At 53.4% G+C, this 11,818-nt stretch carries 16 protein-coding genes; 7 read left to right on the forward strand and 9 right to left on the reverse strand.

All coding sequences use genetic code 11. The features are described from left to right. Window positions 1–102 precede the first annotated feature (102 nt). Window positions 103–351, forward strand: a complete 249-nt coding sequence (locus QRN24_RS18335; RefSeq protein WP_006174788.1) for a GlsB/YeaQ/YmgE family stress response membrane protein — start codon at window positions 103–105, stop codon at window positions 349–351. A 54-nt stretch (window positions 352–405) separates the two neighbouring features. On the opposite strand, the gene yoaJ is transcribed toward QRN24_RS18335, so the two are convergent. The 3 genes from yoaJ to QRN24_RS18345 are packed head-to-tail and all read right to left on the reverse strand — an operon-like array spanning window position 406 to window position 1,653. Beyond that, window positions 406–480: a protein YoaJ gene (yoaJ, locus tag QRN24_RS22745; RefSeq protein WP_071605476.1), complete on the reverse strand. Its 75-nt coding sequence runs from the start codon at window positions 478–480 to the stop codon at window positions 406–408. Beyond that, window positions 481–579, reverse strand: coding sequence for a YoaK family small membrane protein (locus QRN24_RS18340; protein ID WP_014883431.1), 99 nt, complete (start codon window positions 577–579; stop codon window positions 481–483). Window positions 580–624: 45 nt separating this feature from the next. Then, window positions 625–1,653 (reverse strand): sensor domain-containing diguanylate cyclase, encoded by a 1,029-nt coding sequence (locus tag QRN24_RS18345; protein WP_044868073.1) that lies wholly within the window; start codon window positions 1,651–1,653, stop codon window positions 625–627. Window positions 1,654–1,957: 304 nt separating this feature from the next. On the opposite strand from QRN24_RS18345, the gene QRN24_RS18350 reads away from it, so the two are divergent. Beyond that, entirely contained in the window at window positions 1,958–2,212 is a 255-nt protein-coding gene (locus QRN24_RS18350) for a putative hemolysin (RefSeq protein ID WP_020884447.1), read from the forward strand. 80 nt (window positions 2,213–2,292) lie between these two features. Then, a complete protein-coding gene (locus QRN24_RS18355) occupies window positions 2,293–2,598 on the forward strand; it encodes a nuclear transport factor 2 family protein (protein WP_020884446.1) in 306 nt (101 codons plus the stop codon). Here QRN24_RS18355 and QRN24_RS18360 read toward each other — a convergent pair whose 3' ends face one another. Next, window positions 2,599–2,943: a DUF488 domain-containing protein gene (locus tag QRN24_RS18360; RefSeq protein WP_014169629.1), complete on the reverse strand. Its 345-nt coding sequence runs from the start codon at window positions 2,941–2,943 to the stop codon at window positions 2,599–2,601. 151 nt (window positions 2,944–3,094) lie between these two features. Here QRN24_RS18360 and QRN24_RS18365 point away from each other — a divergent pair, with 151 nt between their 5' ends. Continuing rightward, the gene (locus tag QRN24_RS18365) at window positions 3,095–3,802 is read left to right on the forward strand and encodes a CTP synthase C-terminal region-related (seleno)protein (RefSeq protein WP_014169630.1); all 708 of its coding nucleotides are present in this window, start codon (window positions 3,095–3,097) and stop codon (window positions 3,800–3,802) included. 30 nt (window positions 3,803–3,832) lie between these two features. On the opposite strand, the gene QRN24_RS18370 is transcribed toward QRN24_RS18365, so the two are convergent. Next, complete coding sequence (locus tag QRN24_RS18370) at window positions 3,833–5,020, reverse strand: CynX/NimT family MFS transporter (RefSeq protein WP_014169631.1); 1,188 nt, start codon at window positions 5,018–5,020, stop codon at window positions 3,833–3,835. A gap of 99 nt (window positions 5,021–5,119) precedes the next feature. On the opposite strand from QRN24_RS18370, the gene QRN24_RS18375 reads away from it, so the two are divergent. Continuing rightward, entirely contained in the window at window positions 5,120–5,911 is a 792-nt protein-coding gene (locus QRN24_RS18375) for an AraC family transcriptional regulator (protein WP_284942951.1), read from the forward strand. Here the strand turns inward: QRN24_RS18375 and QRN24_RS18380 are convergent. Next, window positions 5,895–6,341 carry a DUF441 domain-containing protein gene (locus tag QRN24_RS18380; RefSeq protein ID WP_014169633.1) on the reverse strand — a complete coding sequence of 149 codons (447 nt, stop codon included), beginning with the start codon at window positions 6,339–6,341 and terminating at the stop codon, window positions 5,895–5,897. The two genes, QRN24_RS18375 and QRN24_RS18380, sit on opposite strands and share 17 nt — an antisense overlap. A gap of 145 nt (window positions 6,342–6,486) precedes the next feature. Between QRN24_RS18380 and yoaI the strand changes: the two genes are divergently transcribed. Further along, window positions 6,487–6,591 (forward strand): small membrane protein YoaI, encoded by a 105-nt coding sequence (yoaI, locus tag QRN24_RS18385; RefSeq protein WP_014169634.1) that lies wholly within the window; start codon window positions 6,487–6,489, stop codon window positions 6,589–6,591. A 20-nt stretch (window positions 6,592–6,611) separates the two neighbouring features. On the opposite strand, the gene QRN24_RS18390 is transcribed toward yoaI, so the two are convergent. The 3 genes from QRN24_RS18390 to yeaG all read right to left on the reverse strand — a co-directional run bounded on the left by QRN24_RS18390 (window position 6,612) and on the right by yeaG (window position 10,546). Next, a complete protein-coding gene (locus tag QRN24_RS18390; RefSeq protein WP_014169635.1) occupies window positions 6,612–7,112 on the reverse strand; it encodes a YbaK/prolyl-tRNA synthetase associated domain-containing protein in 501 nt (166 codons plus the stop codon). Window positions 7,113–7,226: 114 nt separating this feature from the next. Then, window positions 7,227–8,510: a YeaH/YhbH family protein gene (locus QRN24_RS18395; RefSeq protein ID WP_014883442.1), complete on the reverse strand. Its 1,284-nt coding sequence runs from the start codon at window positions 8,508–8,510 to the stop codon at window positions 7,227–7,229. A gap of 101 nt (window positions 8,511–8,611) precedes the next feature. Next, window positions 8,612–10,546, reverse strand: a complete 1,935-nt coding sequence (yeaG, locus tag QRN24_RS18400) for a protein kinase YeaG (RefSeq protein ID WP_014169637.1) — start codon at window positions 10,544–10,546, stop codon at window positions 8,612–8,614. Between the two features lie 432 nt (window positions 10,547–10,978). Between yeaG and QRN24_RS18405 the strand changes: the two genes are divergently transcribed. Further along, on the forward strand, window positions 10,979–11,728 hold the full coding sequence (locus QRN24_RS18405) for a MipA/OmpV family protein (protein WP_014169638.1): 750 nt from the start codon (window positions 10,979–10,981) through the stop codon (window positions 11,726–11,728). The last annotated feature ends 90 nt before the right edge of the window (window positions 11,729–11,818 follow it).

The raw sequence follows: 11,818 nt of genomic DNA on the forward strand, positions 1-11,818 counted from the left end.
TCTCTCACTGTGATGCTTATCACAAATTTCCTTTCTGAAATCCTGTGCTATCCTTTCTTGTGTCGTTGATTTAATGACAAAAACCATACGGAGAGGAAACTTATGGGAATTTTATCCTGGATTATCTTTGGGCTTATTGCAGGTATTCTGGCGAAGTGGATTATGCCGGGCAAAGATGGCGGTGGGTTTATCGTCACCGTAATACTGGGGATTATCGGTGCAGTGGTGGGCGGTTGGATCAGTACGCTGTTCGGCTTTGGTAAGGTCGATGGCTTTAACTTCGGCAGCTTCGCTGTCGCGGTGATCGGTGCGTTGGTTGTTCTGTTTATCTACAGAAAAATCAAAAGCTAAGCCTGATAAATGTTGAAAAAGGCTGCCATATGGCGGCCTTTTTACGTGGTGGGTTTACCACCAGCCTAGCTGCGAGCCTGCAACAGCCACGATTGCCACGATCAGCATAATGAGGGTTGTTTTTCTCATTTATGCCCCCGGAGCAGCGTAACCACCGACAAAAAACCAGGCCAAAAACACTACCGCCGTTATAAAAATAACGACCGGGAAGAGGATCCCTATTCTCATACCATCACCTGTTTCGGTTTTTATAACGCCGTAGAGTGTACGGGGTTAATCCATCGCGAGAAAGCACGTTTTGCTTTTTCCTTTCTTATGCTGATACATCGCGACATCAGCCGCGCGTAACGCACTGTCCGGATCGGTCACGGTGGGGTCAACTTCAATCACACCGAAGCTGGCGCCCGGATAAATAATGTTCACGCTCCCCAGCCAGTATTCTCCTGCAATACGGGCGTCGAGGCGCGTTTTAAGCAGGTTAATCTGTGTGTTCTCACCCGTACTGTTGGTTTGGCTAAGCGAGGCCACCAGAAACTCATCACCGCCCAGCCTGCCAATTATTTCGTCCGCCTGTTTTTCTTCAGTCAGACGTTTACCCACTTCAATCAGGAACCGATCGCCTGATTCATGTCCGTAACGGTCGTTAATCAGCTTGAAATCATCAAGGTCGATAAACGCGATGATGGCGTTGCGTTTAAGGTGCTTTGCCAGCGAAAACAGGGTCGTCAGCTCTTCGAAGATGGCGCGGCGGTTTGGTAATCCGGTAAGGGCATCGGTATAAGAGTGCGCAATGAGTGCCGCATTGGCTTCCCGAAGCTGGATCACCAGTGACTCTTTCTGAATATACTGGGCAATCAACCCGGCGAATAATTTCAGAACTTGTTCACCGCGGTCACTGGGATGTTTCTTTTCTGTGCTGGTGGCGCAGAGCGTGCCATAGAGTGAACCATCCGCAAGGTGAATAGGAATACTCATGTAGGTTGTAATGCCAAGGGCTTTCGCGGCATCGCAATCCGGCCAGCGCTCAGCCACCTCGTTACTGAACAACGTACCACTCTCAATGGCGCGCTTACACAACGTGTCGCCCCAGGGAACGCTCAGCCCCTCAGGGATCTGCATCTGCTTGCTGTTGCGGGCGTAGAGGATATGCTGCAGCCGCGCATTGATATCGACCTTCGTCAGGTAGGTGGACTCCATTTCAGTCACAATCTCCAGCATCTCCAGCAGCTGGCGGACGAGACTTTCAAGGGACTGCTCAGTGGCGAGCGTTTCTGAAACACGGGCAAGGATAATATCCGACATGACGTAGGCTCACTCCCATGCAGAAGACGTCTGCATCTGCATGTTATGCTGAATTTTTCGACTTCGGGCATAGTAAAACATGAATATAAAAATTTTAATATTCATCACAGGGGAGCGGGGGAGAAAAAAAGCCCCGATGTTGAGACCGGGGCAAAGACATCTTGATTACGGAATGATGTTCTCTGGTCATTGAGAACACGTGCCACTGTAGTGTGGAAAAGTGCAGTTAAGATGGAGAAATCGTGGAGAAAGCGGCGGTGACCCGTTACCCTTAAAGTCTGATGAAGTTAAAAGGATCAATGAGATGAGATTACTGCTTCTGGCACTGGCGTTACCGCTGGCCGCCTGTACCTCCAAAACATCCCCGCCTGATGCCCCGAAACCGCCCCATGTTATCGGGATGGCTAATCCCGCCTCCGTCTACTGCCTGAATAAAGGCGGGGAACAGGTCCCGGTTCAGAGCCCGCAAGGGGTTCGCACGGAGTGCAAGTTGCCTGGCGGCGAAGTGATCGATGAATGGGCGCTTTATCGTCGCGATCATCCGCAACCTGCCAGGTGACAGCGGGATAGTGGCTGCGGTACACTTCTCTTTAGGATTATTCTTAGCCTTTCGATGGCTACCGTTATCGTGAGAGAAGTATGTTTCAGCTTAAACCGGGCAGCATGGCGATGATCATCGGTGCCCGCACGGCGTCCGGCCGTCGTAATATTGGTAAATCTGTTGAACTGTTTGGCCTGTGTCAGCCCGGCCAGCGTTTCGTTAACCCGGTCAATGGCGTCATGACGCAGTTACCCACCACCTCGGATCGCGCGCTTTGGCTGGTGACTGGTGATGTCTTCGCGTTTGACAATCAGCACGGCTTTGCGTTTATTCGTGCCGAACATCTGATGCCGCTTACCCCGGATACGGCGCCGCAAATCCTTGATGAACTGATGATCGACTGACTAGACATTACGCAGCCAGTCGGCTAACACCAGGGCGTGATTGTGTTCCTTATCTTTCGCGCCATAGAGAAGGGTTAAGGTCTGCTTGCTGGCCAGCGCCGCAAGACGCAACCCCTCGTCCTTGTGCTGCGCCAGCTCTTCCCGGTACGCCTTGCTGAAGGCGTTGAAATCAAGGGTTTCGCTATGAAACGCCTTGCGTAAATCGTTGGACGGGGTGAGCGTTTTACACCATTCATCATACGCGAGATCGGTTTTCTTCACGCCACGCGGCCAGAGTCTGTCTACCAGCACCCGATAACCATCGTCCGGGCTTGCCTGTTCGTATACGCGTTTACACTGGATCATCTTTTCTCCTCAGCTGCGGCAAAACGTTCTGCGTATTACTCTAGCACTTTGTCTTTACCCACCCAATTTAAGGTATTGTGATAATTGCAGAAGATCGGTAGTCTGAGGTTCCTTATGTTATCTGCTAATACTCAGGCATAAGGAACCTTTCATGGAACACCTCCCGGCTAAAACCACACTGCGCATTGCGCTGGTTGGCGATTACAATCCCGATGTTATTGCGCACCAGGCGATCCCGCTGGCAATTGACGACGCCGCTGCCGTTCTTGACCTCACCGCTGATTATGACTGGCTCGCGACCACGGAACTGACCAGCCCGGAAGATCTGGTAGGTTATGACGCTATCTGGCTGGTTCCCGCAAGCCCGTACAAAAACACAGCGGCGGCCTTTATCGCTGCACGCTACGCACGCGAAAACAGCATTCCCTTCCTCGGCACCTGCGGCGGGTTCCAGCATGCGCTGATTGAGTACGCCCGTAATGTGCTGGGCTGGCACGATGCGGCGCACGCCGAAACGGATACCGAAGGCACAATGGTGATTGCGCCATTAACCTGCTCGCTGGTGGAAAAAACCGATGCAATTGAGCTGCGCAACAATACGCTCATCGCCAAAGCCTATGGCAAACCGGAAATCGTGGAGGGATATCACTGCAATTACGGTGTGTCGCCGGAATTTGCACGGGAGCTGGAGAGCGGCGAAATGCGCGTCACCGGCTGGGACGAGCAGGGTGAAATTCGCGCCGCGGAGCTACTGACCCATCCGTTCTTCGTGATCACTTTATTCCAGCATGAACGTGCCGCGCTGGAAGGTCGACCGGTGGTGCTGGTACAGGCAATGCTGCGCGCGGCGCGCGGATAAAAAAGGCAGACCTGGTGGTCTGCCATTCTACTAACGGGGCGTGACCTCCCGGTCACGCCCGGCAAGCATACCGCAAACGGCCATGATCACGGCGGCCAGTGCACAGGCCAGAAGCGGATACCGCCAGTCACCGGCAGCATCGTGAATTTTGCCCATCAACGGCGGGCCACAGGCGGCCAGCAGATAGCCAACCGACTGTGCCATGCCGGACAAGGCCGCGGCCTGATGCGCAGAGCTGGCGCGCAGCCCGATGAAGGTCAGGCCAAGGATCATCGTTGCCCCGGTACCAAAACCAAACACCAGCGTCCACATGACCGCCATTCCCGGCGCAAACCACAATCCTGCTGCGCTTATCGCGCACAACAGCGCCACGACGCCGGCGATTGCTCGCTGATCCTTCAGACGATGGAGGATCAGCGGCACAGCGAGACCCGGCACGGCGGTGGCCAGCTGTAAGAGTCCGTGCACAGAACCCGCCTGGGCTTCGCTATACCCGTGGCTGAGCAGGATCGCCGGTAGCCAGCCGATGATGACATAGTAAATCAGCGAGTTAATCCCCAGAAAAAGGGTGACCTGCCAGGCGAGGGCAGAGCGCCAGATGGCGCGGTTATGTAACGCGCCTGCACCGGTCACCGTCGCAACGTGTTTCTGACGCCACTGTGGCAGCCAGAGCAGTAGTGCAGCCAACGGAAAGGCCATCAGCATTAGCAGGGCGCCATGCCAGCCGGCTTCCCCCTGCGCCAGCGGAACAATCAGTGCGGAACCTAACGCCGCGGAGATCCCCATCGTCAGGGAATACGCACCGGTGAGTCTGGCAACCTGTCCCGGGAAGTCACGTTTAATTAACCCAGGCAAAAGCACATTGCCCAGTGCGATACCGCAGCCAATCACCGCCGTACCGATGAAAAGCAGGGGGGCGGAAGGCAGGGAGCGCACAGCAATGCCGACGCAAATCAGCAGCAGGGCGATAAACAGGCTGCGCTCCATGCCGATACGCCGGGCAACACCTGCGGCGAGCGGGGAGATAAGGGCGAAAGCCAGCAGAGGCAGGGTGGTCAGCAGACCGGTTTGCGCTGTACTCAAGCCATAATCGAGACGAATGGTATCGAGCAGCGGTGCTGCTCCGGTAAAGGTGACGCGAAGCGTAGTGGCAATCATCAGGATACCTGCGATCAGCAGCGCGCCCTGTTTTCCTGAAACCCGAATTGCAGTAGTCATTGTGTTCTCATACGTTCAAGCGAGCGCACACAATACCGATTTTCTCCACGGTTGAAATCAGGCTAAAATGACAGTTTATCGCTAATATCGGACAACCTGATGATTGGTCTCGGACTGGACGGCTACGATCCCGATAGCCAGCATGATGCGGCTGTCGCGTTTCGCATCCGCGTGGTGGCGGAGGAACAATACATTCCGCGACACCAACATCGTAAGGGACAGCTGATTCTGGCGCTGGGGGGAGCCATTACCTGCGAAGTGGAAAACGCCATGCTGATGGTACCGCCCCAGTATGCCGTGTGGATCCCTGGCCAGATGCCGCACAGCAATAAGGCCACGCCGGGTGCCCAGCTTTGCTTTTTGTTTATTGAACCCGGAGCGGTAAGTTTGCCCGATCGCTGCTGCACCCTGAAGATCTCCCCTCTGGTGCGGGAACTGATCTTATCGCTGGCGGAAAAATCACGTGAAGCGCTTTCGCTTGCTGCCACATCGCGTCTGGTGGATGTTCTTTTTGACGAGCTACCGCTGCAGCGTCAGGAACATTTGCAACTGCCCGTTTCGCCTCATCCAAAAATCCGGCTGATGAGCGAGAAGATGGCGGAAGAGCCTGCCGCCTGGCAGACGCTGGCGCAATGGGCGAACCACTTCGCCATGAGTGAGCGCAATCTGGCGCGCCTGGTGGTGAAAGAGACGGGCCTGAGCTTTCGCCGCTGGCGGCATCAGCTGCAGCTTATTGTGGCGTTACAGCTGTTGATTGGGGGAAAGTCGGTACAGCAGGTGGCGCAGTCGCTGGGGTACGACTCCACCACCGCGTTTATCACGATGTTTAAGAAGGGGCTGGGGCAGACGCCAGCGCGCTATATTGCCAGCCTGACTATGACTTCCCGATAAACAGTGAGACCAGCCCGGCTGCAATCAGCGGGCCCACCGGAACGCCACGAAAGAGCGCCACGCCCAGCACGGTTCCCACCAGCAGACCGGCCACCAGCGAGGGCTGGCTGCTCATCAGCGTAACGCCACGCCCGCCCAGCCACGAGACAAAAACGCCTACCGCTATCGCTATCAGCGATTTCCAGTTCACAAACGAGTGCAGCAGCGTCGAGGCAGGCAGCGTACCGCTGGCGATAGGTGCCATCACCCCAATGGTCAGAATGATGATCCCGATGGTGAGACCTTGTTTTTCTATCCACGGGAAAAAGGTGTTTAACGGGGTCACGCGCACAATGATCAGCACCAGAATTGAGATAGCGACGGTGGTGTTATGGCTGACAAAGCCAAGCGCAGCGAGGGCCAGAAGAATGAGCAGTGTCGGGTCAAACATAAGGAATCCTTGCCAAAAGAGTAAGCCTGCTTACTTTACGCGGAAACACGGCTGAAGACAGTTTTTAAAAAGATTTTACTGCTGTCATAACCCTGTCATTTACGGGGGATAAAACAGGGGCAGGCATCGAAAAAGGGTCGCAAAAATGTACGATCACATGTTTGTCGAAACGCTGATCATCTCTTCATCGTTTTTCGCTGTTGCCATTATCCTGGTCGCGTCAGTTATTTTTCTGGAAAAAAAAGGCTGACGGGATGCCAGCCTACACGATTACGCTTTATGGAACGTCACCAGCTCAGGACGGGCGATACGCAAATAATCCTGCGTATCCATAATCACGGATTTTTCCAGCAGACCGGCGTTAAACGCGATTTCATCAAAACGCTCAAACAGGAGCGGGTCGGCCACCAGTGCCAGATCGGGATGGAAGCTAAAAGGCGGAATGGCGCCAAAAACGCAGGCGGTCAGGGTATCGACTTCGGCAGGGCTTGCGAGAGACGCTTTTATCCCCCCAAAATGGCTGGCAAGCTGGCTTAAATCGGCCTGCAGATCGGCGGCGAGGATCGCCAGAACGTGTTTTTTTACGCCGTTTCCCTTCACCTTACAGACCAGTGCTTTTGCCCCTTGCCCCAGATCGGTTCCGCGGATCTCACTCACCGCTTCACATTTCCCCACGGCGTCATGCTCCATGACGCGAAATCGTGCGCCCTGCTGGGTTAACAACGTAATGAGTTGCTGGTGGGTTGTTGTTCCCTTAACGTCATCAGACATAGCGATTTACCTGTTAAATACCAATACGCAGCGTTTAACCTTAGCACAGAATATTTCGCCGTTGGGATAGGCAGGACGTAAAGAAAACAGCCAGCGGATTCGCTGGCTGTTGGGTCAGGCATTGCTGTTGGCTGACTGTTTATGGAACAGTTCCCTGAACACCGGATAGATATCATCCTGATCGCGGATATGCTGCATGGCAAAGTTATCAAACATCGATTGCAGATGTTCATACTCACGCCACAGCGTCTGGTGAGCACGGCGGGTAATTTCGATATAGCTGTAGTAACGCACCACCGGCAGAATTTTCTTCGCCAGAATGTCGTGACACAGCGGGGAGTCATCTGCCCAGTTATCGCCATCTGATGCCTGCGCGGCATAGATGTTCCACTGCGCCGGGTCGTAACGCTCTTTCACCACTTCATCCATCAGTTTCAGAGCGCTCGACACGATGGTGCCACCGGTCTCCTGCGAGTAGAAGAACTCATGTTCATCCACCTCTTTCGCCTGAGTGTGGTGGCGAATATAGACCACTTCCACGTTCTTATAGGTTCTGCTCAGGAACAGATAGAGCAGGATATAAAAACGCTTCGCCATATCCTTGGTGGCCTGGTCCATCGAACCGGAGACATCCATCAGACAGAACATGACCGCCTGGCTCGACGGTTCGGGGCGTTTTTCGTAATTCTTGTAGCGCAGGTCGAAGGTGTCGATAAACGGTACCCGGTCTATTTTAGCCCGGAGTTCGGCTATCTCTTTGCGCAGGCGTTCCTCTTCCAGCAGTTGCGCCGGTTCCGTATTTTCCACCACCTTCAGGCTGCTCTCCAACTCGCGGAGTTCGCGCCGTTTACCTGCCGTCATGGCCGTGCGTCGCGCCAGAGAGTTCTGCAGCGAACGGACCACGCTGATGTTAGCGGGCACGCCGTTTGCGGTATATCCCGCGCGATGGGTTTTGTACTCGTTAAGCTGACGATGCTGGTTCTTTTTCAGATTCGGCAGCGCCAGATCCTCAAACAGCAGGTCGAGATACTCATCTTTTGAAATCTGGAAGACAAACTCATCCTGTCCTTCACCGTCCTGGCTGGCCTGTCCCTGACCGCTTCCTGAACCGCCCCCGCCGCCTTGCGGGCGCTCGATTCTGTCGTTCTGCACGAAGTGGTCATTACCTGGGTGTACGCGATGGCGCAGGCCGCCACGTCCCTGATGAAACATCGGTTCGCTGATGTCATCGGTGGGGATGGAGACAGATTCGCCGCTGTCGACGTCGGTCACCGAGCGTTTGTTGATGGCCTCGGAGATCGACTGTTTAATTTGCGCTTTATAACGGCGCAAGAAGCGCTGGCGATTTACCGTGCTCTTGTTTTTGCCGTTAAGACGACGGTCAATAAACCAGGTCATATATCCCCCGTACTGCATTTGCCAACTTGCAGTGTCCGGACGTGCCGGACATTTTTTTGTAGCCCGGCAGGCGTATGCGCTACCGGGCACTTGTACTTGTATTAAGACGATTTACGTACGCGCAGATACCATTCGCAGAGCAGGCGAACCTGTTTACGGGTGTAGCCTTTCTCCATCATACGGTCGACAAAATCGTCGTGCTTTTTCTGCTCATCGGTTGACGTTTTGGTGTTAAACGAAATCACCGGCAACAGCTCTTCGGTATTGGAGAACATTTTCTTCTCGATTACCGTGCGCAGTTTCTCGTAGCTGGTCCAGTTCGGATTACGTCCGTTGTTATGCGCTCTGGCGCGCAGGACGAAGTTCACAATCTCGTTACGGAAGTCTTTCGGGTTACTGATCCCGGCCGGCTTCTCGATTTTTTCCAGCTCTGCGTTCAGGGATTCCCGATCGAACAGCTGGCCGGTATCCGGGTCGCGGTACTCCTGATCCTGGATCCAGAAGTCAGCATAGGTGACATAACGGTCAAAAATGTTCTGCCCGTACTCTGAATAAGACTCCAGGTAGGCGGTCTGGATCTCTTTGCCGATGAACTCCGCATATTTCGGGATCAGGTAGCCTTTCAGGAACTCAAGGTAGCGTTCAGCCTGTTCCTGCGGGAACTGCTCGCGTTCAATTTGCTGCTCCAGCACGTAGAACAGATGAACCGGGTTGGCCGCCACTTCCGCATGGTCGAAGTTAAACACGCGGGAGAGGATCTTAAAGGCGAAACGCGTGGACAGACCGTTCATCCCTTCGTCCACACCGGCGTAGTCGCGGTACTCCTGATAAGACTTCGCTTTCGGGTCGGTATCTTTCAGGCTTTCCCCGTCGTACACGCGCATTTTCGAGTAGATGCTGGAGTTTTCCGGCTCTTTCAGGCGCGAAAGAATGGAGAAGCGTGACAGCGTTTCCAGAGTGCCTGGTGCGCAAGGTGCGTGTACCAGCTCACTGTGGTTAAGCAGTTTCTCGTAAATTTTGATCTCTTCGGAGATCCGCAGGCAATAAGGCACTTTGACGATGTAGACACGGTCAAGGAACGCCTCATTGTTTTTGTTATTACGGAAGGAGACCCACTCAGATTCGTTTGAGTGTGCGAGGATAATGCCGTTAAACGGCAGGGCGGAAATACCTTCCGTACCGTTGTAGTTGCCTTCCTGGGTGGCCGTCAGCAGCGGATGCAGCACTTTAATCGGTGCTTTAAACATCTCGACGAACTCCATAATCCCCTGGTTGGCGCGGCACAGCGCACCCGAGTAACCGTAGGCATCCGGGTCGTTTTGCGCGTAGTTTTCCAGCTTACGAATATCGACTTTACCCACCAGAGCGGAGATATCCTGGTTGTTCTCATCCCCCGGTTCAGTTTTGGCGATAGCAATCTGTTCCAGAATGGATGGCCACACCTTGACGACGCGGAATTTGGTGATATCCCCACCAAACTCGTGCAGGCGTTTTGCCGCCCAAGGCGACATGATGGTGCCAAGGTAGCGCCGCGGAATACCAAACTCTTTATCCAGAATTTGCGCATCTTCTTGCGGATTAAACAGGCACAGCGGATGGTCATTCACCGGGCTGCGTTCACCGTTAGCGCTCAGCACATAGATAGGGACGCGCTGCATCAGTGATTTCAGACGTTCAGCCAGTGATGATTTACCCCCACCCACAGGGCCGAGTAAATAAAGGATCTGTTTCTTCTCTTCCAGACCCTGGGCGGCATGCTTCAGGTAGGAGACAATCTGTTCGATGGCATCTTCCATACCATAGAACTCTTCAAACGCCGGGTAGCGGGCGACCACCCGATTCGAAAAGAGACGGGAAAGCCGAGGTTCCAGGGCAGTATCAACCATGTTTGGCTCACCAATAGCCATTAATAGCCGTTCTGCCGCATTGGCATAGGCACTGCGATCTTGCCGACAAATGGTAAGAAACTCCTGCAGTGTGAACTCTTCGTCCTTGGCAGCTTCATAACGCTGGCGATAGTGATCGAATATATTCATGGCATGCCGTCCTTTCGTTTTTTAGCACAGGATAAGAGCCGTTCGTATGAGTAGTGGAGGCTCCCGGAAGAGAATCTCTCGCACCTCACTGCCAGAGCAGCAACCTGTGTGCCAGGTCAGACGCTAAGAACCGCAGGGTGTTCAGAAAAAACTCTTCTTAATTTAAAGCGTAGATGGCATTTGCAAAACTTGCATGCCGATAAAATCTAATTTCAATGACATATCAATAACTCATCCAAAAATTTACCCTGCTGTTTTAGGGTAAAAGCACGTTTTTCATTCAGTAGTCATATAAATGAAAGCAGGCTGTCACCTGAAAAGTTGAAAATAACGGGTTAATCAGACTGATTAGCAGGCAAAAAATTTTGGGATGTACGACAATGGCGGTTAAACTTCTCTCGCTGATTATTTGACTACAGGAAAGAATGGATTGTGACCAAACTCAAACTTCTGGCATTGGGCGTACTTGCCGCAACCGCTGTTAGCACCGCACAGGCGGCGGAAAGTCAGTGGACTGTTGGCGCGGGCGTTGGCGTGATTAACAGCCCATACAAACAGTATGATCGTGATGTTTATCCAGTTCCGGTTGTCACCTATGAAGGCGATAACTTCTGGTTCCGCGGTCTGGGCGGTGGCTACTATCTCTGGAATGATACGGCCGACAAGCTCTCCATCATGGCTTACTACGATCCGACGCACTTCAAGCCGGGTGACAGCGACAGCCATGCGCTTCGCCAGCTCGACAAGCGTAAGAGCACCATGATGGCGGGACTCTCTTATGTGCATAACACCGAATATGGCTTCCTGCGTACCGCACTTGCGGGGGATACGCTGGATAACAGCAACGGTTTTATCTGGGATCTGGCCTGGCTCTATCGCTACACCAACGGCGCGTTAACGCTAACCCCGGGTATCGGTGTGCAATATAACAGTGAGAACTACAACGACTACTACTATGGTGTTTCTAAGAACGAATCCCGTCGTAGCGGTCTGAAGAGCTACAGTGCGGACGACGGCTGGGATCCGTACCTTGAACTGACGGCGAGCTATAACTTCCTCGGTGACTGGAACGTCTACGGTACCGGGCGCTATGAGCGTCTGAGCGATGAAGTGAAAGACAGCCCGATGGTTGATAAGTCCTGGGCGGGCATATTCTCAGTCGGTGTGTCCTACAAGTTCTGATTGTGCATTAAAACAGTGCAATCATTGCATCAAAACGGGGCGCTTGCGCCCCTTTTTAACATCTGCAAAAACAATAACTTATATTCAAAT

The sequence above is a fragment of the Enterobacter sp. MEB024 genome (assembly GCF_030209635.1).
Classification (GTDB): domain Bacteria; phylum Pseudomonadota; class Gammaproteobacteria; order Enterobacterales; family Enterobacteriaceae; genus Enterobacter; species Enterobacter ludwigii.